Source organism: Hyalangium versicolor, from assembly GCF_020103695.1.
In the GTDB taxonomy this organism is placed as follows: Bacteria; Myxococcota; Myxococcia; order Myxococcales; family Myxococcaceae; genus Hyalangium; species Hyalangium versicolor.
Map to the genome: position 1 here is coordinate 31,980 of NZ_JAHXBF010000049.1, position 23,721 is coordinate 55,700.

Sequence of the window (23,721 nt, forward strand, 5' to 3'; positions counted from 1 at the left end):
GACCTGCTTCCCCCTGGCCGCAGGGAGCATAGAGCGGACCGAGCGCTCGTGCGATACGAGTTGTCTGGCCGTCCGTCCCAGGAGTTGCGGCGCCCGCGCAGTCGCCTCAGCTCGAGGCCGCTTTGATCAGGCCGGCCAGCTCGCTCGCGAGCTTTCGGTCGAGCGGGGCGTGACCAATCAGAAGGCGGTACCACATCACTCCGTAGACCACGTCGGTGAGCAGATCGACGTTGGCGTCGGCCGGGAGATCTCCCCGCTCTCGTGCCCGGAGCAGCACGCTGCGGAACGATGCCCGCCGCCGATCGATGAGGCTCGTACGCAGCTCCATGCCGAAGTCCGGGTCGAGCTGCGCCTCCGCCATCAGCGCCTTGAGCACGGCGGACGTCTCGGGCGTGGCGCGCTCGAACGTCACCGCCATGAAGGACTCCACGTCCCGCTGCAGCGAGCCGTGGTCCTCGATGGGGATGTCCTCCTCGGCTTGCTCGGCGAGCGCCTCCAGGACCACCGAGCCCTTGGTGGTCCACCACCGGTAGATGGTCTGCTTGCCCACCCCTGCCTCGCGGGCGATGGCCTCGATGGAGAGCGCCGCGTAGCCCTGCTCGCGCAGCAGCCGCAGCGCAGCCTCCAGCACCGCCGTCCTCGAGTGCTCGCTCCGCTTGCGGCCCGCCCTCGGCCTGTCTCCCTCGTCCATGCCCTGACCTCTAACACCGCCCCATGAGCTTGACGAGACGGTGCGTCTTGAATTAATTGTGAGACGTATCGTCTCGAAATTCACGGGCGCTCGGCAGGAGCCGGCGCGTGGGAGGCAGCCATGGACTGGAAGCAGGCGCGCATCGTGGTCATGGGAGGCAGTTCGGGAATCGGAGCAGCGGCGGCCCGGCTGTTCGTGCAGCGGGGGGCCGAGGTGCTCATCACCGGCCGGGACGCGAAGAAGCTGGAGGGGGCGAAGGCGGAGATCGGCAGGGTGGGCACGGCGGTGGTGGATGGAACGGACGCCGCGGCGGTGCGAGGGTTCTTCGGCAAGTTGGGGGCGTTTGATCACCTGGTGCTGAGCCTCAGCGGTGGCGAGGGCATGGGCCCGTTCCGCGAGTTGGATCTCACGAAGCTTCGGGGTGCGTTCGAGGCCAAGTTCTGGGCGCAGCTCACGGTGGCTCAGGCCGCGCTGCCCACGCTCAAGGCCAACGGGTCCATCACCTTCGTGACGGCGGCCTCGGCGCGGGCCGTGCTGGCGGGCACGTCGGGGCTGGCGGCCATCAACGGCTCGTTGGAGATCATGGTCCCCATCCTCGCGTTGGAGTTGGCGCCGGTGCGGGTGAATGCCGTGTCTCCGGGGGTGGTGGATACGCCGTGGTGGGAGAACATGCCGGAGGAGCAGCGCAAGGCCCTCTTCGCGCAGTTCGCCTCGACGTTGCCGGTGCGGCGCGTGGGAGCGCCGGAGGACATCGCGGACGCCATTGGCTTCGTCGTGGGTAACGGCTTCATGACGGGCTCCGTGGTGGAGTGCGATGGCGGAGCCCGGCTGGTCTGAGAGCAGCGCCACTTGGGAAATGGCCTCCAGTGAGTCGTCGCCATGAGTTGGAGGTGCGTGGCGTGCAGTTGCAAGGAGTCCCTGTGCAGAGTCCTTGAGGGGGAAGGAACGAACCGTGCGAGTGGAGGAGGAGAGGAGAACCTGAGGCGTCGTCGCTGAGAGGAGGAGGCTTGCGTAGCCTGGGCGCCACCGTGCACGGGAGGTGAGCCATGGGGCTGAGGCAAGTCGGAGCGGTGCTGATGACGTACCTGACGGCGTGCGCGGGCACACCCCGCGCACTGTACGCGGAGAGCGACCCGGCGGAAGCGGAGTTGGCAGCAGCGCGCTACGAGCTGCATGTGCTTACTGCGGGAAGTGGGCCCTCCGAGCCGGTGGAGGTGGCTCGCGAGGACTTCCAGCGAGCGATGAGGGTGTTGGCGCGGGGGTACCGCCCAGGAGCGCAGCCGGCGGAGTCGGCGCACTGGCTGATGGAGGGCGCGCTGCAAGGCACCCTGCTGGCGGAGGTGGAGCGCGAGCGAGTGGTGCGGCTGATGCCGCTGGAGGACGACAGCCCGCTGGACGTGGCCTCGGCGGCGGAGGCGAGGCGCAAATACCTGGGCCTGTGCCAGCGGGACCATGGCGGAGGTGACTGCCTGGGGCTGCTGGCGGATGGACCTGTCCTCACGCGAGAGGACCTGCGCACCCTGGGGCTGGCGCTGGCGTTGAAGGAGGTACTCAAGGAGACGGGCGTGGCGCTCAAGGGGATGGTGTCCCCGCAGGCGCTGGTGGGAATGCTGGTGTGGACGTGCTGCGTGTACTTGACGCTCTGGCTGCTACCCGAGCCGGTGAGCAAGGTGCTGGCCGCGAGCTTGACGGTGGCACTGCTGGCGTGGCTGCCGGTGAGCACGCTGTGGAGCCTGATGGAAGGGTGGGGTCGGCTGGTGCACGAGGTGGATCGGGCCACCTCCTTTGAGCAGGTGGAGGAAGCCAGCGCGAAGTTCAGCAAGCTGATGGGGGAGAACACGGCGCACGTATTGGTGCTGGTGGTGACGGCGGCAATCACGGGAGGCGCGGCGAGGTTCAGCGCGCAGTTGCCGAAGCTGCCGGGCTTCGCGCTGGCGGAGGCCCGGGCTGGGGCTCAGGGTATGAGCCTGGCGGAAGCAAGGGAGGTGGAGGCGGCCGCCATTGCCGAGGAGCAGACCGTCACGTTCATGGTGCGCCGACCTGGGAGTCGTGCGGCGGCGGTGGCGGAAGAGGCTGCGGAGGGGAGGGCGGGAGCCACCCTCATCATCCGTCACCGAGGCGGCAATCGGCAGGTGCGCATCCACAACCAGCGCTGGCATGTGCCAGCGAATAGGTCCATCCGGGACATCCCGGCCAAGGACCCAGTGGGGGATGTGCTCCAGGCAGCGGCCTTGCGCGTCAGGGACGCTTGGGACCGTGGCAAACTAGAGGACCGCGAGGTTCGCGCGATCCGTGAGGCCATCCGTCAGGGCGATTACATCAGGGCTCGCCTGATGGAACGCATGTTTCGGGGGAAATGGGTCGAGCAGCAACTGCGCCTTGAGTTCCCGGAATTGAAGTGGAACCCGAAAGGTGTCGACGCAGTGGACCCAGCGACAGGGCTCAAATACGAGATCCTCACAGGAACGAACTGGAACATGGAACTGCATGGGCGGAGGATGGTCGAGGAGTTCTTCCGGATGATCACGTTCTGAGCACGCAATACCCAGAGCCCTCATGATTCAGTTCCGCGACCGTGAGATAGCGAACGAGCAACTCGTCCTGGATAGTCGAACCGAGCTCCATTACCTGGGGCCCACGCTGACGCTGAGGAACTGCACCCTCATTGTGAAGGTCCCTGCGAAAGCGTTGGTTGTGAGCCGGACGCGCTTGATCGACTGCTCCATTGAGGTGGCCCGGGTGCTGAAGAATTTCAGTTGGGACCGCGCCCATTTTTCAGGGTGTCGTTTCAAGGGGCGCTACCTCGGCAACGGCTTCGGGAATTTGGAAGGGACGGCCGAAGGAAGCATTGTGGATTGTGACTTCACCGACGCCCTCCTGGATGAGACCCGCTTCCTCAATTGCGATGCCCGGACGATGAGTTTCCCTCCGTGGCCCGGATTGACCATTCTGGACCCAGTGGGCCGAGCCGCCGAGCTGGTCGCTCTGCCCTGGCCCGGTGAGCTCCGCGATTTCTTCCAGTGGTATGGGGAGGAACGCCCTGCTTCCACAGCCGCTGTGACGTATTTCGTGCCGGACCTTGCCAAGCGCAACGGCACCACGCCGGAAGCCATCAAGGCCGTGCTCGAGCAACTCGACGGCGTGTACTACTGACGCTGTCTCCCTCCCGAGGCGTCACCAGCCTACTTCACGAGGAGGGGGACTCCCGTCCGACCTGTAACGTATTCCCCGAGGAGTGGGCACGGCGTAGAGTCATGGCATGTCCGGACGCCGTCGCATGCTGCTTGGGGTGGGAGCGCTCGTCATCGTGGGCGGAGTGCTCGCCTGGTTCTTTCTTCGCGCCGAGCCCTCCCGGCCGCGGTTGGGGGAAGTCCGACCTGCCGCGGACTCGTCGGACTCCAGTCCCGAAGTGGCCGTGGTGGGGGCTGCAATGCCGTACGTGGCCTCTCCCGCGCCCACCGAGCCGGTGCGCCAGTTGCCGCGCGTCACGATCGAGCGAAGCACCGCTGCTTCGGCGGGGGCGTTCTCGGGGCGCGTCGTCTCCGCGACGACGGGTGAGGGCATTCGTGGCGCCGAGGTGACGGTCGCAGGCCCCGGTGGCGCAAGCTCGCTGGTGACGGAGGCGGAGGGGCGCTTCGAACTGCGGCCCTCGGCGCCGGGCGTGTACCAGGTGGCCGCCATCCGCGCCGAGGGGTTCCAACCGTTCGGGCCCGAGTGGGGACGCAGCCCCATCTCTCTGTCCGCCGTGCCGGGCGTCCAGGTGCGTGAGGTCGTCATCGCGCTGACTCCGGCCCCGGAGCTCGTGGGGCGGGTGCTGAGCGCGGAGGGAGCGCCTGTCGCGGGCGCCGCGGTGCGAGTGCTTACGTACCGCGCGGGTGAGAGCGTGCTGTTCCCGGTGAAGGATCGCTTCACCACGGATGAGCGCGGCGAGTTCCACTTCACTGCTCCCGAGGGCGCACGGGTGGAGGCTCGGCACCCGGCGCATGGCGTGGCGCGTGTCCGCATCTATGAAGAGGACATCGCGAACCGCCGCGTCGAACTGCGCATGTATGCGGCGGCGCAGGAGGGAACTCGCGCCGACGCCCGAGTCGAGGGGCGGGTCCTCACTCCCGATGGAACTCCGGCCTCGGGAGCGCTGATCTCCGTCATGTCCGCCGCCAGTGTCTATCCCAAGGAGTACGGCTCGCGAGATGGCTACCAGACCGTCGCCGAGGCAGATGGGAGCTTTGCGGTCGAGGGACTCGAGCCGGGTGTGTATGACGTGTCGGGGATGGCGCCGGGCTTCGCGCCGGCTCGGGCCTTCGATGTGCGCGTGCCGGCGAGTGGCGTCGAGCTCAGGCTGGCCGGGGGCGTGACGCTGGCGGGGCTCGTGATGGAGGACGGGGGCAATCCCGTGCCGGCCTTCGTCGTGAACGTGCTCTTGCGGTACGGGCCGCTCGAGCGGCTCTCCTTCGCCCAGGGCCGGTTCATCGACGCCGGGGGCCAGTTCGAATTCCACGGGCTGACGCCGGGGCGCTACGTGGTCCAGGTGACGGCCGCGGGCTTCATGCCCTCAGAGCGCGAGGTCGAAGTCACGGAGGGCGCTCGCGAGGTGCGCGCGGATGTGATGCTGGCGCGGGGAGTCCGGCTCGAGGGCCGGGTGCTGGCCGCGGGCTCGCGGCTCCCCATTTCTGGAGCCCGCGTGGCCATGGAGAGCGGGATGGCGGGGGATGCGCTCGCACCGCTGTTCGACGCGGTCAGCGGCGCCGACGGAGTCTTTGTGCTGGAAGGAGTCCCCGGCACGGGTGTGTCGCTGATCATCTCGGCTCCGGGGTACAACGGCCGGCTCCTTTCGGGCGTGCGGCCCTCTGCTCCGTTGGAGGTCGAACTGACGGCCACGGCCCCTGATGCCGGCTCCAAGGTGGAACTCGTCGGCATCGGCGCCGTGCTGAAGCCTCGAGGCGATGCCCTCGTGATCGGCGAAGTCGTGCCCGGCGGAGGCGCCCATGCCGTAGGGCTCACCCCCGGGGATGAATTGGTCCGCATCGACGGAACCCCTGTGACGGAGCTCGGCTTCGCGGGTTCAATTCAGCGGATCCGTGGCCCCGAGGGCACCCAGGTGGTGGTCGGGGTGCGCAAGGCCGGCAAGGACCCTGTGAAGGACATCTCCGTCCCTCGAAAGAAGATCGGCGTCTGAAGCCCAGTGAGGGGGTGAAGGCCGGGCTCCTACCTGGGTAGCCCTCGCCCCCCTGGCCGGGGACCTTTCAAGGAAATACCTGAAACCCGGGAGCGGTTCGCGTCACTCTCGCGTAGAGTTCCGGGGCTCGTGGCCTCGGTACGCCCGGGCCTTTCAATCGATATCGACGGAGTGAAGAGATGAAGACAGGTGTGTTGGGCCTCGTTCTGGGCCTGATGTTGGGAGTGGGCGTCGGACGGATGATCTGGACGACCAGCTCCGGAACGACGGAGCCGGCGAAGGCGGGCGCCCAGGTGGCGGCGGCTCCCGCGGCGGCTCCGGCCCCCGAGGCTCCGCCTCCGCCGCAGCAGCGGCCCATCCTCTCGCCCACCGTCTTCAAGGTTCCGCTGGAGGACTCGCCGACGGTGGGCAAGGCGGACGCGCTGGTGACGATGGTGGAGTTCACCGACTTCCAGTGCCCGTTCTGCGGCCGGGCCAACGCCACCATCAAGCAGGTGCAGGAGGACTACGGCGACAGGCTGCGCCTGATCGTCAAGCAGCACCCGCTGCCCATCCACCCGCGCGCTCGTCCCGCGGCGCTGGCGGCCGTGGCGGCCCAGCAGCAGGGCAAGTTCTTCGAGTACCACGACAAGCTGTTCGCCAATCAGAAGTCGCTGGATGACGCCAGCCTCGAGACCTTCGCCAAGGAGGTGGGGCTGGATGTGAAGCGCTGGAAGAAGGACATGGCTGATCCGAAGATCGCGGCCATCGTGGACCGGGACGAGGCGCTGGCCAAGTCGCTGGGCGCCGGTGGCACGCCGGCCTTCTTCGTGAACGGCCGGTTCTTCTCGGGCGCGCAGCCCATCGAGGTGTTCCGGGCGGCCATCGAGGAGGAGCTGGGCAAGGCGCAGATGATGGTGAATGAGGGGATGAAGCCGTCGGAGGTGTACGCCTCGGTGCTGTCGCACGGCGTGACGGCGCCTCCGGCTCCGCCCGAGCCGCCGGTGCAGAAGGTGGACCTGGGCAGCGCGCCGGTGAAGGGCGCGGCGGATGCGCCGGTGACGCTGGTGGCGTTCTCGGACTTCGAGTGCCCGTTCTGCTCGCGCGCGGCCAACACGGTGAAGCAGCTGGAGGACGAGTACCAGGGCAAGCTGAAGGTGGCGTTCAAGCACCAGCCGCTGCCGCGTCACCCGAACGCGAAGCTGGCGGCCGCGGCGTCCATGGCGGCCAACGAGCAGGGCAAGTTCTGGGAGATGCACGACAAGCTGTTCGCGAACCAGACGTCGCTGGACCGGGCGTCGCTGGAGAAGTACGCGCAGGAGCTGGGCCTGGACGTGGCGAAGTTCAAGGCGTCGCTCGACGCGAACAAGTTCGAGGACTACATCTCCAAGGACGCGGAGCAGGGCACGAAGGTGGGTGCCAGCGGCACGCCGACGTTCTTCATCAACGGCCGGCAGATCGTGGGCGCCAAGCCCATCGAGGTGTTCCGCCGGGTGATCGACGAGGAGCTGAAGAAGTCGAGCGTGGCTGCCGCGCAGTAGCCGGAGTGAGACGGGAACCTGGGGGCCGAGCCGATCGGCCCTCGGGTTTGTAGTAGGCTTCGAGGGGCATGGCTCGCCGCAAGAAGCAGCAGGATGAGACGCCCGCTCGAGTGACGAATCTGATAGCCCTGGACGCCGCGTTGATCATGCGGCGTCTGGAGGCGCGGCGGGACGAGATGTTCACGTTGTTCTCGCGGTTGCGCAGCCGCGAGCCCATGCTGACGACGATCGCCACGCGATTCACGAGCGCGACGTTCCATGACCTGGTGCACCTGCCGGAGAAGGAGCAGGCGGTGGTGCACGGGTTCTACGAGCGGCTGGACGAGATGCGCTGGTACTTCACGTACACCGAGGACATGCCGAGCACGGTGCAGCAGACGTTCACTGCGCTGCACCGGAGGCTGGAGGAGGCGTACCGGCACCTGCTGGTGACGTTGGGGCCGCCGGTGACGCCGGACGCGGCGGTGGTGGTGGAGGCCGAGCCGGTGCGTCCGGCGCAGCCGTCCTCCGAGGTGGCTTTGGCTCGTCCGTCCCGCAAGCGCACGTCGCCCGCGGCGTAAAACTCTCCGCGCCTTACGGAGCTTTCTTCTCTGGTGTCGCTGGCTTGCCCGGTGCCGCGGGCTGGCTCTCCGCGCCCTGTTGCTCCTTTGCCCAGAGCGAGAGCAATTCCTTCTCCCGCTCCGGACTCAGCCCGGCGCGCATCTTGTTGCGGCGCTCCTCGGGCAGCCCCTGGAAGTACGCCAGCGTGTCCTTCACCGTGACGGAGCCCGGCCGGAACTTGAGCCCGGCCTTCACCGCCTTGTCGATGGAGCGCAGGTGGAAGCCCTTCGTCTTCCCGATGGGCGGCGCCCAGATGGGGATGTCTCCCTCACCGTCCTCCTTGTTCTTCACCAGGAACTCCGAGGGCACCCACGTCAGCTTCGTGTCCTTGCCCGTGGCCTCCTTGCACGCCGCGAGCACCCCGCCCATCGTCCACGGCTTCTCCGGGCCCGTGGCGTTGTAGATGCCCGTGAGCTTGTTCTCCATCACCACCACGAGCCACTCGGCCAGGTCCCTCACGTCGATGATCTGGATCGGATCCTCCGGGCTCCCAGGCGCCAGCATCTCGCCGCCTCGATCGAAGCGCACCGGCCACCAGGTGAAGCGATCCGACCCGTCCTCCGGACCGACGATGTACCCGGGGCGCACGTTGGCCACGCGGCCTGGCAGGGCCTTCTCCGCGGCCTCCTCGCACAGCCGCTTCAGCCCGCCGAAGTTCTCGAAGTTCTTCCCCATGGTCTCCACCGTGGGGTCCGCCAGCACCGCCGTGGGGCCGCTCTCGTCCTCGTTGGGCACGTCGTTGTTCGCGTAGGCCGAGATGCTCGAGATGTACACGTAGTGCTGGACGTTGGGGGCCAGCAGCGCCGCGGATGCTTCCACGATGCGCGGGTAGTAGCCCGACGTATCCAGCACGGCGTCCCACTTGCGGCCCTGGAGCGCCTTGAGGCCCTCGCCCTTGTTGGGGTCCCGGTCTCCGTGCAGTTTCTCCACGCCCGGGAACAACTGCGGACGTGTCTTGCCACGGTTGAAGAGCGTCAAGGTGTGGCCTCGCGCCTGCGCCGCATTGACAAAGGCCGGGCCGAGGAAGCCGGTGCCTCCCAGCACGAGGATCTTCAGCTTCTTCTTCGCCGACGCCTGCGGCTTCTTGTCCGGGCCGCCCAGGGCCTCGGAGCTCACCGCCAGCATCGAGGCCGCGGTCATCGAGTACTGCAGGAACTGCCTGCGGGAAGTGCTCATGGGGCGCTCACGGTAGGTGGGTCCTGGTGGACCCGAGTTCATGCGCGGACGGCCGCGCGGGCGCGGAACACGCCGACCCCGTAGACCATTCCAAGCACCACGAGGCAGAGCACGCCCAGCGTCACGTAGCGGGAGATCAACGTGTTGACGCTCCAGCCGTACCAGTCCGTGAGCCGGGACGGGTCGCTGAGGCCGGCGCTCTCGCTGATGCCGAAGGGGATGGCGCCCAGGTCGCTCCGCGAATTCCACCAGACCTTGAACGCATCCGTGAAGGCCGCCGCGCCGATGACGAGGAAGCCCCACCTCAGCCAGCCCTTGCGCAGTTGGCTCTCCGGGCTCGCGTAGAGGGTGGTCATCAGGAGCGTGCCCAGCACCATGCAGCCGCCGTCGCCCCCGAAGGTGACGAACGACTGGGCCTTGGCGCGCCCGATGAGCACGGTGCCCACGAACTGGAGTGCCAGCAGCACGGGGCCCGAGATGAGGAGGAGCCGCTCGCGCCGCTTCCACCCGCGCCACGTGAGGTACCCGAGCCCCCCGGCGAGCAACAGCGAGAAGAACGGGGAGCGCATCTCCGCCACGGGCGTGGCCCAGGGGCCCGGGAAGGACAGAAAGCCACAGAGCCAGGCGGTGACGGCGTGCCCCGACTCGTGGATCCACATGGAGAGGAAGGTGCGCAGCAGCCTGTGGCCCATGCCCGTGGAGTGGAGCATCCACATGAGCAGCAGCGCCGCGGGCACGGCGAACAGGCGGATCTTCAGCTCCATCCGCGCGTCCTCCGCGTTGCCATCCCACCGCAGCGTCTCGGCAGGCAGGTGGGGAGGGCGCTCGGGATTGGGAGCGGCGAAGTCGACGGGAGGCTCCGCCGCGAGCGTTGCCTGCGCCGCCCGCGCGGCCCGAGCCTCCGCCCTGCTGTAGTAGACGCCGCACTGGGGGCACTCCGGCGCCGGTGCGCGCGGAGCCCCGCAGCGGGGACAGCTCGAGGAGAAGGTGCGCTCCATCCTCGACAGTCTACACCGTCCCCGCTCGAACCCCGTCGCCTACGGGGGGCCCTCCGTCACGGGCAGGGACACGAAGGCGCCGCCGCTGGCGCTGCCCGTGAACGGTGCCGCGCCATCCAGTGTGCTCAGCGTGGCGTGCTTGTGCACCGCCCCGCCGTACTGCAGCCGCTGCGGAGTGGGCGCGGGCAGGTTCAGGGTGGTGCCGAACGCGCGATAGCGCGACCACATGTCACTGGAGGGTGTGTAGAGCCCGAGCGCGCAGCTCGCCTTCCCGCTCACCGAGTCCGCCTGGTAGAGCCGCGAGGTGTTGGGCCCCGCGCTGGCGCACGGGATGGCGGCGTTCGTCACCTCGAACGAGTTCCAGAGCACGCACCCGTCCACGACCGTGGGAGCCGTGCTCGTCAGCTCGCTGGCGGTGGCGTAGGTGAGGTACCAGCCCGGGTCGGTGGGAGAAGCGGTCGGCTCGGGCTGGGCCACCGTTCCGTCGGAGAGGAAGTTCCCCACTTCCACCAGGCTGAAGTCCGTGAGCATCGACGCATCGAACGCGTTCGCCTCGGCGTCGGTGTTGAACGAGCGCGAGGGGGTGCCGCCATAGCTCCACAGGCCATAGAAGCGCTCGGGAGCCGGGCTCCCCGGTGCCGTGTAGTTGAACTGCTGCCAGGTGTTCATCACCGTGCGGCAGCTCCACGTCGTCGAGTTGCCGTCACACGTGTACTCGATGGCGCCCGTGTGGCTCATCGCGCAGCCATTCTGGGGGGAGGCGTTCCACGTGAGCCGCACGTTCGCGCTGGCGCACGACGGGCCTGGCCAGCTCTGGTAGGTGCTGGCATTGCTCAGGGCGAAGTTCGAGTACGCGGTGGACGAGGCCGCGACCAGGTTCCCTCCGCGACGGACCTCCAGGGTGGCTTGCGAGGAACACCCCTGCTCCGCGCAGGCGCGCAGGTTGCCCAGCCGGCAGGTGCTGCCCTTGTCCGTCAGGTTCTGGGTATCTCCCGTGCCGATGAAGGTGCGCAGGAAGCCCGTGTCCGGCTGCAGCACGTTGGCGGCGGTGGTGCTGAACGGCCCACGCAGCGCCTCGGGGTGGGCCGTCCGGCCCGCCAGGTTCTCCACGCGGAACGAGCGGGCCGCGTGCCAGTTGCTCACCTGCTGGGTGACGAAGTCCCACTCGCCGGGCTGCCAGAAGCGCACGGTCCAGAGCTGTCCGCCAAAGTCTCCCACCGTGGCGGTGTCGAAGAGCTGATCCGTGTCCGCCCCCGAGGTGTATGAGCTGCCCACGTCCGCCAGCGCCACGCCCGCGGAGAACGAGTAGCGCAGGTTCTGCGAGCGGCTCTTGCCGTCCTGGTGGAAGAAGCTCCACACCGTGTGGCCACTCGCGACGTCCACCATCGCCAGGCCCCGGCCGCGCGCCTGGTACTGATCATACCCGCCGTTGAGCGCCACCACCCATCGCTCGCGTGCGGGGGTGTTGTTGATCATCCACGGAGTGCTGGGGCTTCCTCCATAGGAGTCGTACATCGCCCGCAGGGAGTCGTCGGCATCCGGGGTGAGGGCCACCGGGCCGATGGGTGGAGGCTGGGGTGCGAAGTTGCTGAAGCTCTCGCCCACCTGGAGCGCCAGCGGATCGCACGGCTGTGGCCACATCCACAGGAAGTCTCCCGAGGCGCTGGGCGCCAGGTTGGCTGTATCTCCCGGTACCGTGCCCAGCAGGCGCGTCAGGTCCAGGGCGAAGCGGTGCACGCCGCCCCGGCCGGTGCCCACCACCGCCACCGTGCGGTACTCCTGCCACTGCTTCACGCCGTCCAGCGGCTGGCCGCCCGCGCCGTCGAGCCACACGTCGCGCACCATGGGCGTGCCGTCCACGAAGTAGGCGTGCTTGTCCAGGTTGGGGCGCAGCTTGGGCAGCAGGTCCGGCGGGATGAAGGCCCACACCTCCTGGCCCGAGCCGGCGTCATGATAGGGCCGCCCGGAGGCATCCGTGCCCACGCTGCGGCCGTTGTGGAAGGCGTGGAGCATGCCACCGTTGGAGCCCACCAGGACGAGCTTGTCCCGGTCCCCGGCCTCGCGGACGTACTTGTCATAGGCATCCGCGGGCCCCGGCAGGTTCGGCACCGAGTAGTCGCTCTGCAACTGCGTGGCTCCGCTGAAGAGCCCCGGCAGGCACTGCGGCGAGCCAGCGCACGAGGTCTTGGGCTCCGGAGGTTCCACGCTGATGGGCGTGGAGTGGAGGATGTCCTGGAGCAGGAAGGGCCGGTCATACCCTCGCTGGGTGGGATCCACGTTGAGGGCGTCCGCGCCGCGGTACCAGCGGATGACGAGCTTCGCGCAATCGTCCGGGCTCAACGAGACGAGGCCCAGCCGCGCCGCCAGGTCCGCGCAGCCGTTGGGGTTCTGGCTGATGCCCAGGTACTCGCGGAGGAGGGAGGCATTGGCCTCCGTGAACTCCACGGGCGTGTCCCGGCGGTCCATCCTCCCATCCCCGTTCGTGTCGACGAGGGTGAAGATGCGTCGAGACATCCACCGGGTCGTCGGGGCCGAAGAAGGCTTGAGCACGCTGCTCGCCTCCCAGAAGGGCACAGCGGGCGTGGTGGGCGAGTAGGCCTTCACGAACTGCCCATCGGCGTCCTCGGTGACCGGATCCCCCAAGGCATCCAGGAGCACGGTGTCATCGCAGTCCCCATCCCCGTTGTAGTCGCCCACGTAGGGCGCGAGCGGATCGCACCCGGCGAGCCGCTCCTGCACGAGCTGGAAGCGGTAGAGGAAGCCCTGCCACGGCGCCGTGCCGTTCGTGGCCGCCTTCAGGCGAGGAATGAGCACCGAGGCGGGATTCCCATTGCGGGGCTGGTTCTCCACCGAGGCCGCGGCCATGGATCTGGCACGCGGTCGCGGGGCGGACGACGTGCTGAGGATCTGCTGCAGCGCCTGCTGGAGGCTCTCCGTGTCATAGGCGGTGAAGTAGAGGCCGCCGCCCACCTCCGCCGTGTTCCGAAGCAGGTTGCTGTTGATGCCGAAGCCAATGGTGTAGGTGGCCAGACTCTGCTTGCCGGCGGTGTTGAAGTCTCCAACGACGGGCGGCGTGGAGTGCTGAAGGTCCTGCTCGTAGAGCAGCTTCGCCACGTCATCCAGGTAGTAGTTGGGGTTGTCGTCCGAGACGTTGGTGGGGTTGGTACCCTTGTCGCGGGTGCTGAGCGAAGTCCCCGAGTTGCACGGCATGGAGTCCGGGCAGTACACGGGGCCGCCATTCATCGTGCGCAGCCGGGTGGCCATGGTGCTGCTGATGGTGTCCCCGGTGGGATCTCCGTCTGTCAGGATGATGACCGCGGAGCTCTGGCAGCCCCAGCACACGCTGCGGCCCTGGGAGTTGAGCGACGTGTTCCGGTACTCGTTGGGATAGTTGTAGTACGTGCCGAAGTTGAAGACGGTGCGGTAGATGCTGTCGTCCGAGGTGAAGTAATAGCCGATGTTGAGCAGCGACTTCGCCAACGGCGTGCCCGTGGTGAAGGTGAGGCCGTTGATCGTGTTGATGTAGCTGGCGCGGTTGTTGTCGAAGGAGTTCGGGTCCGCGAGGATCTGCGCGCACGAAGGGCTCTGCGGCGCGAGCATCGTGCTGAGGTAGGGGTTGGAGTTGGGCGCGAACTCGCTCATTCCCACGCGCATGCCGTGCACGTTCTTGAGGACCTGCTTGAGCGCGGCCCGGACGCTCACGTACTTGGGCGGGTTGAAGTTGAGGAAGCGGCCCCAGAGGATGAAGTTCAGGTTGGTCAGCGGCGCGTTGTCACGCGCGGAGGCCTCGGGCAGCTTCCAGTAGCCCTTGGTGCTCAGGCACGTGAGGCACAGGTTGTAGTCCGCGGTTCTCGTGGTGTTCCAGTTGGGCACCTGGGACTGGCAGGCCTGCTCCTTCGTATCCCATTGGTACGGAGGATCCGTCAGGTCGTTCCAGTACATGTACGCGTAGAACTTGTTGTCCCGGAACAGGTTGGGGAAGCCCACGTCCCCGCCCAGGCCGGTGCCGAGATCCGCGGGAGGGTACTGGAAGTTCGCGTCCCAGCCGCGGCTGGCCTGCATGGCATCCAGGCGCGGGTTGGTGCAGCCGTTGGTGGTGAGGTTGAAGAACTCGATGTGCCCGCCGTTGCTGATCTGCGGCAGCTCCCGCATCGAGCTCGACGTGTCGATGAGGAAGTGGACGTTGGCGGGCATGCCCTGCGGCGTCAGCATCCGCTCCTCGGCGGAAGCGTCCTGGCCATTCACCACGTCCTGCACCAGGGACGTCGTCAACTGGCAACATGCAGCACTGTTGCTGCTGCTTCCCAGTTGCGCGAAGGCGGTTCCCGCCCCGGCGAGCAGCAACAAACCCATACATAGACGCTTCATCATGCGCTCCCTCCCCATGCGGATGCTCGAAGGCCCCCGCCCTCTAACATGGAATTCTCGATTTGCTATTAGCGTTTGTTGTTCGGGCTGTGCGTGGAGCCAGTTGACCGCAGGTGAACAGAGGCACGTAGCGAGTGCCTCTGCCGGGGGACTTCCGCTACAACGCACCGCGTCCTGGGAAGTCCGGACATCTGATTCGAAAGGAAGTGCCTGAGATGAAGCGCAACATGAAGTGGCAGGTCCTCGCCCTGGCAGCTGGGCTCCTCCTCTCGGTGGAGGCGCTCGCGCAAGAGGTGAACGTGAATTCGGGGAGCTTCGGCTCGACCGGCCAGGTCGTCATCTCCGACGACATGTACGGGAGCATCGGCTACACCAGCGGCGCGGGAGACTACTTCTTCATCACCCTGAACCCCGCGGCGGACTACTTCCTCAAGGAGAACCTGTCGCTGGGCGGCTTCGTGACGCTGGCCACTCAATTCCAGGACGGGGACGATCCGCTCACCGTCGGCCTGGGCGTGCGCGGTGGCTACAACATCCCCCTGAACAGCAATGTCTCCGTGTGGCCCAAGCTGGGCCTGGCGGTGGCGCACACCGACTACTTCGGGGACCGCACCTATCTGGAGATCTCCCTCACCGCGCCCTTCCTCGTGCACCTGGCGCCCCACTTCTTCGTGGGCGGTGGGCCGGGGCTCGTCACCCAGCTGGGCGATGACACCATCGCCACCCTCAGCGTCACCACCGTCGTCGGCGGCTACTTCTAGTCCGCGGCGCACTTCGCCCACCTGCGCCCACTCGCTGAGCCGCGAGAGGGCTCTCTAATGATGCGGGTGCGGCGTGGCGGCAGTTTTCTAGCCTGCTCGCACATGCTGGCGAGCAGGCACCGAGCCGTGGGCGTTCTGGTTTAGGCTGCGGGCCTGAATCGCATGCGCTCCCTGCTCGCTCTTCACGAAACCTGGAAGGCGTCCCTCGTTGGCCTGTTGGTGCTGCTGGCCATGCCCGCTCGGGCGGCGGACGTCCGTATCGGTCTGGGGTTGGATCTGTCCACCGAGAGCTCGCGGATGGCGGGCCACCAGACCATCAACGGTGCGCGCCAGGACGAGTCCTTCGACTACAAGAGTCACGACCTGTTGACGGGCACGCTGTACCTGACGATCCCCGCGCCCGTCTCCGAGCACGCGCGCATGGGCGCCGGCATCCGCGTCTACGGCAACTACGGTGTGGGCGGAGATCGGGTCTTCAGCTTCGGCACGCTGAGCGAGGGCTTCGTGAGCGGCGAGTACGGCCTGCCCATCGCGAACAGGATGGAGGCCATGTTCGGCGCGCGGGGCGGCCTGGCGCTGCTGCTGCCGGGCAAGGAGTTCCAGGCGGAGATCGACCGGCTCCAGGATCAAGGCGTGTCCGCGTGGAGCGTGCCGCGCGTGGGCTGGCTGGCCGCCATCTCGGTGGGCGCGCGGCGGAAGATGAGCGACCACATCCTGCTGCGCGGAGATGTGTCCGGCCAGTTGGAGCGGCTGTTCCTCTTCGCCACGAACCAGGACATCAAGGGCAACGCCTTCAACAAGACGTGGAACACGTTGGGGCTGCGCATCGGCCTGACGCTCGGTATTGAATTCGCCCTCTGACGAGGGCCTCACCCCCCACGGGAGTCGCGGATGAACCGTCTCCTCACCCTGGTTTTCAGCAGCTTGCTCGTGCTGGGCGCCGCCTGCACTGGCGAGCCCGCCTTTGATCCCGAGAACCTCGCCGTGGGCCCGGGTGGCCTGGTGGGCAACGGCGATCCGCTCACCTCGGGAGACTTCGAGGGCGGACGTGACACGCTGCCTGCGGCGCGCCAGGTCTCCACGCCGCCGGACGACACGCGCCCGCCGGACTGCGATGGCGAGTGTGTGGCCTACTGCAACGCGGCGAACCTGCAGAACCCCGTCAACCGCGGGCTGTGCCGCAGCCTGTGGGGCGTGGGGCTCAACCACAAGCCCATCGAGTTCGCCGAGGCGTGCCGCCGGCTCTTCGTGGATTTGATTGGCCGGGTGCCCACCGCGGAGGAGGCCGAGTCCACGTGCAGCACGGACTGGGGCGACACGGTGAAGCGGCTGATGGACTCGCCGGAGTTCATCCTCATCCAGCAGCGCCGCGCGGCCGACAAGTTCCTCTACAGCAACGAAGTGGTGAACATCCAGGCCATCTACGACATGGATCGGCTGGTGGAGAAGCTCTACCGAGGCAAGGTGGCGTACGACCAGTTCGCCGCGGTGGTGAGCGCGCACCCGGTGCTCACGCGCCGCCACGCGGACGCGGGAGACAAGGTGGATGCGCTGTTCGAGCTCTTCCTGGGCCGGCCGCCCTTCGAGTACGAGCGGGCGGACATGTCCCGGCTCTATGGGCTGTGGCACTCGGGCTACTACGACCACCCTCAGTTGGGCCGCATGCCGGACGCGTACCTGCGCTTCCGCTGCCTGACGAAGGACAACAAGGAAGTGGATCCGGTGAAGAAGGGCGAGTGCACCAGCGTGCTGTGGGGCTACCACGAGCTGGTCTTCATCCCGGATGTGCGCGCCGCGATGGATCGCACCATCAACCAGCTGACGATGTGGAACGGCCTGCTCAGCGTGGACGAGTGGGCGCAGCTGGAGACGCCGGGGCGGGTGCTGTCGCAGGAGATTCCCTTCTGGGAGCACGCGGTGGACGAGGTGCTCCAGCAGTACCTGGGCTACGAGCTGTCTCCCAAGGTTCCGGAGGTCCGCGCCGAGCTGGTGCGCTACCTGCTGGACCACCAGGGTGACATCCGCTCCGTGCACTACGCGGTGCTGACGTCGGCCGCGTACCTCCAGTCCTCGGTCGGTCCCACGCCCACCTCGTACCGGTGGACGTACGGGCCGCTCAAGCAGATGGACGCGGAGGTGTGGATCGACTCCATGGCGCGCAACACGGGCTATGCCACCAGCGCGTGTGATCACCGCATCAGCCAGCCGGAGAACCTGCTGCGCAACGGCAACATCGCCTCGTACCGGGTGCTGCAGACCTCGCGGTGGCAGATCGACGACAAGGGTCAGATCAACGAGACCTACGCGAACCTGGCGCGCACGCTGGGCGGGTGCCCGGAGAACATCGTTGGCGGGCGCTTCCACGTGGTGAGCATCCTCACCACGGGAACGCAGCTGGCCTTCGTGGGAGACCTGTGCAACCCGTCGATGGACGCGAAGCTCAACGGCGCGCCCCTGAGCAAGCTGGTGCCGGGGGGGATGGAGGGAGGCCGCGCGCTGACGGGGGACCTGGCCGAGCAGATCGCCACGCAGCAGTACCGCACGCTGCTGGGCCGCTCTCCCACGAGCGAGGAAATCGCGGAGGCGCGCGAGGCGGGTACGCAGTGCGCTTCGACGGGGTGCAACGTGGAGCAGTTCGCCCGTCCGCTGTGCTTCGCGCTGCTGTCCAGCGCGGAGCGTCTCTTCTACTGAGTCACGGAGCCATTGCCCATGTCCGACGACACGAAGAAGCCATTCACGTTCGGCCGCCGCGGGCTGCTCAAGGGCCTGGGGGCAGCTGCCTCGGCCTCGGCCTTGCCGACCCTGTGGTTGCCGCGCACGGCTCACGCCGCGACGACCGCGTTCGGCACGGTGGAGCACCTCATCTATATCCGCCTCGGCGGCGGCTTCCGCTTCACCACCGCCTTCAACGCGGATGTGGCGGACGAGTTCAACCCCTTTGGCCGCTCCAGCTCGAGGGCCCCGGGCACCGACTGGGGCGTGAGCGCGCTGATGGACCGCGCCAGCTGGCTGGAGGGCACGGCGGGCGAGCCCCTGGTGGACCTGGGGATGCAGAAGGTGTCCGCCTTCTCCAATGAGATCTGCGTGCTGCCGTGCGTGGACCACGAGCCGTTCTCCGCGCGCGCGGACGGCAACCACGGCACGGGGCTGGAGCGCTTCCTCACGGGCTACGTGGGAGGCACCACCAGCTTCCTCACGTACCTGAACTACGGGTTGCGCGAGAAGGTGGCGCAGGCGGCGGCGCAGGGGCAGACGCTGCTGCCGGCCTTCAGCCTGGGCGAGGCGGGCATGGCGCTGGGCGCGGACGTCTACGCGGGCTACCGGCCTCCGGTGCTGGACGGCAGTGGCTTCGAGCGGTTCGCGTTCGATCCGGACTCGAGCGTGCCGGACTGGGCGGCGAAGATCGCCGGCAACCTGGACACGCGCTTCCGGGCGCGGCTGCACCAGGGCGTGCGCTCGGGTGTGGAGGCGTACCAGGGTACTCGCGAGGCCACGCGGGCCTACGGCCGCATCTTCCGGGACCCCATCCTCCGGGTGAACGCGAACTCCACGGATGCGGTGGACGGCATCAGCAACAAGGACCTGGTGACGATGCTGGGGGATGACACCACCGGCCGTCAGGTGGTGCTGGGGCTGCGGCTGTTCCACTTCGGCTGCCCGGCGGTGTTCCTCAACCAGGGCTTCTACGACTACCACTCCAACGAGGACGACAGCCTCCCGGATGAAATCGAGAAGGCCAACCGGCTGATCAGCGGCCTGCGCACGGCGCTCAAGCGCATGCAGCACCCCAAGGGCGGGGACTACTGGAGCAAGACGCTGGTGGTGATGGGCAGCGAGTTCGGCCGGACGACGAACGGCGGCAAGTTCAACTCGGCCGGTGGCAGCGACCACTCGAGCGATCTGGCCACGCGGTGGATGTCCATGCCGATGATGGGTGGAATCATCGACCAGGCGGGCAAGGGCGGGAAGCGGCTGGGTGAGACGCGCGCGTCGGACCTGAAGGCGATGGGCGCCGTGTACACCTACCGCTCGGTGCTCAAGACGATGATGGACGTGCTGGGCGCGGACCACACCACCGTCTTCCCGGCGGACAACCCCATTCAGGACATCTTCTCGTGAGGCGCTCGATGCGATCGACGATAGCCATGGTGCTCGCCGCGCTCGTGCTGGGCTGTGGCGATGCCGAGACGTACAAGCCGCCCTCGGGCAGCATCCCCTTCGAGCCCGAGCGGCCCGACGTGGGTACGCCGAACCCGTCGACGACTTACACGGGCTCGGATCCGTTCGTGCTGGATGCGCAGATGCGCATGCCCACGGGCGTGGACCTGCAGCGCAAGGTCATCCTGCGCACGTGTGGCCCGACGAACGGGGTGTGCCACAACCAGAAGGAATACCCGGACCTGCATACGACGGGCACGTTCGCGAGCGCCATCAACGCGCCGTGCAACCTGCAGCCCGGGACGTTCGGCTCGGTGTTCGACCGGTGCGAGCGGCTGGGCGATCGCTTCATGATGACCGAGCAGAAGTTCAAGGAGATCGAGATCGGCTGGTACGAGGTGGTCGTTGGCGCGTACGTGGAGTACGGGGACAACGAGACGCCGCCGTCGGACGCGGCGGGCTTCCACCTGCACGTGAGGGACGTAGTGCCGCTGGAGCACGGCCGTGCGTACTGGGGGACGGGGACGTTCCTGCGCAACTTCATCAACGCGCAGGGCGCGGTGGAGCAGCTCTCCATCTTCACGTACAACACGCGCTGGTGGGTGCTGGACGACGGGCGTCACCTCTACGGCGAGGTGCACGACTACCAGGCCGAGGACATGGAGGCGCTGCAGAAGGTCGGCATCGTGCAGGGCGACCAGAACCGCAACGGCAACTTTGGGGCGCGGGATGGCAAGTCGGTGCCGCTGCTCAACCCGGGCAAGCCGGAGGAGAGCTACCTGGTGGCTCGGCTGCGAGGGCACATGCAGGGCGACCCGATTCCGGGCACGCGCATGCCGTTGGCGAACCAGCCGCCGTCGGTAACGGACATGCTGGCGCTGATGTGCTTCATCGAGGGTTTGGATCCGAACGCGAAGGAGTGGAACCTCTCCTCGTCGATCAACTACGCGGGGTGCTCGTACATCGCGAACCCGGAGGCGCTGAGCCTGGTGGGAGCGGGAGTGCACTGGGCGGACCGCGTGTGGCCGATCCTCCAGTCGAGCTGCGGAGGGTGCCATGGAGGCTCCAGTCCGCAGGCGGGGTTGGATCTGCTCTCGGACGGGGCGTGGACACGGCTGCAGGGCTTCGCGTTTGGGAACCCGCAGTTGAAGCTCATCGATCCGGGTCGTCCGGAGAAGAGCTACCTGTGGCTGAAGCTGGCGGGAGACGGGAGCATCTCGGGCAGCCGGATGCCGTTGGATCCGCTGGGCAGCGGGAGCCGCTCGCTGCCGCAGGATCAGCTCGACAGCATCCAGACGTGGATCCTCGCGGGCGCGCTCAACGACTGAGGGCGCGCGCGGGAGAGATGCATGTTCTCGTTCGCGGTCAGCGGGTATGTCCTTCACTGGGATCCCGCCAGAGCGGCTGCTCATCGAGTCAATGCGGGGGCGCTGTTGCTCGACTCGGGAGGAGAGGAGCACATCGATGCCTCTCGGATGCGCCTCGTTGTGGAGCGCGCGGATGATGGCCGACGCGTTCTCGAGGTGGGACGCTCCTACAGCCCGGGGCCAGAGTCTGGATTCCAGCCGGGAGTGGCATTCGTTGAAGAGACGGGCGTCCTCTTTGTTGGCGCGGGGGACTGGGCTGGGGCCTACACGGTGAGTCCGCCCATGAAGCTGTGGGAGGAGCGCGTGGACGTCGGCTTCTGGGGGTGGAGCAGGCACGGCGACGTCGTGCTCATGTCCGCGGAGCTTTCCCTGGCGGCCTGGGACACCACGGGACGGAAGCTCTGGGACACCTTCGTGGAGCCTCCCTGGTCGTTCCATGTGAAGGAGGGGCTCGTCCACCTCGACGTCATGGGGAGCTCATCCCGCTTCTCACTCCGCTCCGGGCCCGAAGCGGAGCCCACTTGAGTGAGCAGGCCGCGTTCAAGGCGCAACGCAACTTGAAGCAGTGGCCCGCCGTCGGCGGGTTCGGACCGAACTGGTATGACCAGAATACCAGTTGACGCCGAGGGCAACCGGAACGGAGGCCTGTCCAACACAATCCACGGAACATCAGCCCCTTGAGATGACGAAAGGGGTGTCCGCGCGCTTAGCCACTGAGATTGCGGTGCGCAGCCTATAAGAAGAACAGAAATCGAGAGCGGCCTGCTGAGAGTGTGTGGGGACTGCGGAAGGGCAGCCACTCCCTATCTCTTGCCGATGATGGCAGAGCGCGTCGGGGTTGAGTCGAGGCACCCAGTTGCCGTCCGTTTTGCGCATCATGACTGCGGCCAGTCACGTGCCAAAGGAGGAGGTGAGCATCTCCCTTTCGGCATCAAAATCCTGGGCCTTCAGCCCTGCGATCACAGGAACCAATCTAACGCTGGTACAGATTGGGGTGTGGAATTCATGACGGAGAGCACTCTGTATAGAACAGCGAGGCGAGCTGTTCGGTGTACTGGTGCTCGTAGATGCGGATGGCTTCAGCGTCTTCGGCGACATCCGAGATGAGTCTCTGCGAGATTAGAGCCATTCAAAGGACGGGTGTTCAGCTTTGCGATGTCCAGTCAAAATCTAGCTCAATGGGAGTGAAGGCAAGAGGGAACTGAAAAAGGGTGGGCATGGCCATACGGGTAGTGCTCAGGCGCGTCACCCCATCTATGCTCTCGAAGATGATCGAGTTGAGCGACCCCAATGTGGTCCTCGTGCAGCAGTTGCTCGCGATTCTGGAAGAGTCATCCCTGCGCGAGGATGCTCGTGCCCTCAGGCTGCGGTTCGAGGCGCGGAACTGGAAGGGTTTGGGGCCCACAGACGTTGCGCAGGTTGCGGCCTTGGTGAACCGGATCCCAAGCGCTCCCGCCCCTTCAGTGCCTGTCACAGCTCCGAGGCAGATTGAACCCGTGGAGGTTCGCTCATGGAGTCCTCTTGAGAATCTTGCGGCCTGGGTGGACGCTGTTCCTCGGGGGCGGCAGATGCTGGCGCTCTTAGAAGAACTCTCGCAGTGTGGCGATGGGAACTCGGCGGCTGCGATCCTGACCCAGCTGTTCGTCGAGCATCTGCGTTATGAGGCCTACGCGGTGGACGAGACGCTGCGGCTGGATTCCACCGCGACCCTACGGCGCCTTCGGACCCTTGCGCGTCATGGCGATTTCGTGATCTCCCTGGTCGAACTTCCCTTTCCCTATCATTGGCCCAATATTTTCCAGCCCATCTTTCGGCGGCATCCCTATGGGCTTGTCGTGGCTATTGCTCCGGGATGGAATTCCTGCCGATTTGTCTACCGTGCTACGAAGGACGCCAGCAACCTCGTGCAGCGTACGCGCTCGTTATTAGGGTTCCTTTGGGGGGACGAGGGACAGGACAACCTCGCACTGTGGGTACGGCGCCTGGAGTTGTTGCGGCCCACCGGAGGAGAGGACGGCGCAGCGATGTTGAGACGGTCCGAGGAGGCGCTCGCGACGTCCCCAGTGGAATTATCGCGCCAGTGGGCCTCACTGCCCCTGAATCCGATGGAGGCTCCACCTGGGGTGACGTGGAATGAGCTTCCTGCTCATGAGCGGCGCGCCTTCCTCCAGGAGGAGATCCAGCCGGGGCATAGACGGTTCGCATGGGGCCTGGAGCGGGCGTTACGCGAGTCCTTCCCTTTCGGCATGGCGTGTAAGCAGGGGCTTCTCCGCTACCGAGGATATACCCTTGGAGATGCGAACTGTCCTCGCGTTGCCTTTGAGCAGGGTACTAGCTGGGTGAGGCATTTGACGTTGGTCCTCGAACTCGTTTGCGAGGATGGCTCAGTTCTGCCGTTGTCCGTCGCTGCAGCCGTACCGGAGGTGGATGCGGCGGGCCGTCTTCTAATTGATGGTGTCTGGCTAAAGTGGGTACCCCGGGTGCTTTCGGAGGGACTTTTAGTAGGGGGCGCAGAGTCGGTCTTCTTGGCACGGGTAACTGAGGATCGCGCGGAAGAGGAGTACCCGTTTGAGGAAGGCGAGACCCAGGAGGAACGCCTGCCCTCGGACGGAGAGACTTTCGAGCCAACTGCGGATGTTGCTGGGGAGAACTCCCTGGAAGACGGGCTCGCTGAGGCAGCTGATAGCCCCTTGTCGTTCGCGGGAGGAAGTCTGCGCACCCTCCTCGAAGTGGCAGCGCACCGCAAACTGTACAGCTTGCGCCTGTCCGTGGGGACGTATGAAGGGTGTCCCTTCGGCAAGCGTGCGTGATCTGACCTGGAGAAGGTCCGTACCGTGCCCTGCCCAGTCGAATGGCTGGCGGGAGGATGCATGGGACGGACGATTGAAGGAACGAAGGAGTTGAGA

Annotated in this window: 17 protein-coding genes; 13 read left to right on the forward strand and 4 right to left on the reverse strand. The window is 66.9% G+C overall.

All coding sequences use genetic code 11. The annotated features are described in order from the left end of the window. Positions 1–106 precede the first annotated feature (106 nt). Positions 107–691, reverse strand: coding sequence for a TetR/AcrR family transcriptional regulator (locus tag KY501_RS50540; RefSeq protein ID WP_224372768.1), 585 nt, complete (start codon positions 689–691; stop codon positions 107–109). Between the two features lie 120 nt (positions 692–811). On the opposite strand from KY501_RS50540, the gene KY501_RS50545 reads away from it, so the two are divergent. The 6 genes from KY501_RS50545 (at position 812) to KY501_RS50570 (ending at position 7,947) form a co-directional block, all read left to right on the forward strand. Beyond that, positions 812–1,528 (forward strand): SDR family oxidoreductase, encoded by a 717-nt coding sequence (locus KY501_RS50545; RefSeq protein WP_224372769.1) that lies wholly within the window; start codon positions 812–814, stop codon positions 1,526–1,528. A gap of 209 nt (positions 1,529–1,737) precedes the next feature. Further along, the gene (gene sitA5, locus KY501_RS50550; RefSeq protein WP_224372786.1) at positions 1,738–3,225 is read left to right on the forward strand and encodes a SitA5 family polymorphic toxin; all 1,488 of its coding nucleotides are present in this window, start codon (positions 1,738–1,740) and stop codon (positions 3,223–3,225) included. Between the two features lie 22 nt (positions 3,226–3,247). Continuing rightward, complete coding sequence (locus tag KY501_RS50555) at positions 3,248–3,844, forward strand: pentapeptide repeat-containing protein (protein WP_224372770.1); 597 nt, start codon at positions 3,248–3,250, stop codon at positions 3,842–3,844. A 106-nt stretch (positions 3,845–3,950) separates the two neighbouring features. Next, positions 3,951–5,867, forward strand: coding sequence for a carboxypeptidase regulatory-like domain-containing protein (locus KY501_RS50560; protein ID WP_224372771.1), 1,917 nt, complete (start codon positions 3,951–3,953; stop codon positions 5,865–5,867). A gap of 179 nt (positions 5,868–6,046) precedes the next feature. After that, complete coding sequence (locus KY501_RS50565) at positions 6,047–7,387, forward strand: DsbA family protein (RefSeq protein WP_224372772.1); 1,341 nt, start codon at positions 6,047–6,049, stop codon at positions 7,385–7,387. Between the two features lie 68 nt (positions 7,388–7,455). Then, positions 7,456–7,947, forward strand: a complete 492-nt coding sequence (locus KY501_RS50570) for a hypothetical protein (protein WP_224372773.1) — start codon at positions 7,456–7,458, stop codon at positions 7,945–7,947. 13 nt (positions 7,948–7,960) lie between these two features. On the opposite strand, the gene KY501_RS50575 is transcribed toward KY501_RS50570, so the two are convergent. The 3 genes from KY501_RS50575 to KY501_RS50585 are packed head-to-tail and all read right to left on the reverse strand — an operon-like array spanning position 7,961 to position 14,532. Continuing rightward, a complete protein-coding gene (locus tag KY501_RS50575) occupies positions 7,961–9,163 on the reverse strand; it encodes an SDR family oxidoreductase (protein WP_224372774.1) in 1,203 nt (400 codons plus the stop codon). Positions 9,164–9,201: 38 nt separating this feature from the next. Next, positions 9,202–10,161, reverse strand: coding sequence for a hypothetical protein (locus tag KY501_RS50580; protein WP_224372775.1), 960 nt, complete (start codon positions 10,159–10,161; stop codon positions 9,202–9,204). A gap of 39 nt (positions 10,162–10,200) precedes the next feature. Next, the gene (locus KY501_RS50585; RefSeq protein WP_224372776.1) at positions 10,201–14,532 is read right to left on the reverse strand and encodes a pilus assembly protein; all 4,332 of its coding nucleotides are present in this window, start codon (positions 14,530–14,532) and stop codon (positions 10,201–10,203) included. A 212-nt stretch (positions 14,533–14,744) separates the two neighbouring features. Here KY501_RS50585 and KY501_RS50590 point away from each other — a divergent pair, with 212 nt between their 5' ends. The 7 genes from KY501_RS50590 to KY501_RS50620 all read left to right on the forward strand — a co-directional run bounded on the left by KY501_RS50590 (position 14,745) and on the right by KY501_RS50620 (position 23,625). Beyond that, entirely contained in the window at positions 14,745–15,290 is a 546-nt protein-coding gene (locus KY501_RS50590; protein WP_224372777.1) for a hypothetical protein, read from the forward strand. 162 nt (positions 15,291–15,452) lie between these two features. Then, positions 15,453–16,151 carry a hypothetical protein gene (locus KY501_RS50595; RefSeq protein ID WP_224372778.1) on the forward strand — a complete coding sequence of 233 codons (699 nt, stop codon included), beginning with the start codon at positions 15,453–15,455 and terminating at the stop codon, positions 16,149–16,151. Between the two features lie 30 nt (positions 16,152–16,181). Then, positions 16,182–17,981 carry a hypothetical protein gene (locus tag KY501_RS50600; RefSeq protein ID WP_224372779.1) on the forward strand — a complete coding sequence of 600 codons (1,800 nt, stop codon included), beginning with the start codon at positions 16,182–16,184 and terminating at the stop codon, positions 17,979–17,981. A gap of 18 nt (positions 17,982–17,999) precedes the next feature. After that, on the forward strand, positions 18,000–19,409 hold the full coding sequence (locus KY501_RS50605) for a DUF1501 domain-containing protein (RefSeq protein WP_224372780.1): 1,410 nt from the start codon (positions 18,000–18,002) through the stop codon (positions 19,407–19,409). An 8-nt stretch (positions 19,410–19,417) separates the two neighbouring features. Then, entirely contained in the window at positions 19,418–20,776 is a 1,359-nt protein-coding gene (locus tag KY501_RS50610; RefSeq protein WP_224372781.1) for a c-type cytochrome domain-containing protein, read from the forward strand. Positions 20,777–20,797: 21 nt separating this feature from the next. Then, positions 20,798–21,340, forward strand: coding sequence for a hypothetical protein (locus tag KY501_RS50615; RefSeq protein WP_224372782.1), 543 nt, complete (start codon positions 20,798–20,800; stop codon positions 21,338–21,340). 731 nt (positions 21,341–22,071) lie between these two features. Then, positions 22,072–23,625, forward strand: a complete 1,554-nt coding sequence (locus KY501_RS50620) for a hypothetical protein (protein ID WP_224372783.1) — start codon at positions 22,072–22,074, stop codon at positions 23,623–23,625. Positions 23,626–23,721 lie beyond the last annotated feature (96 nt).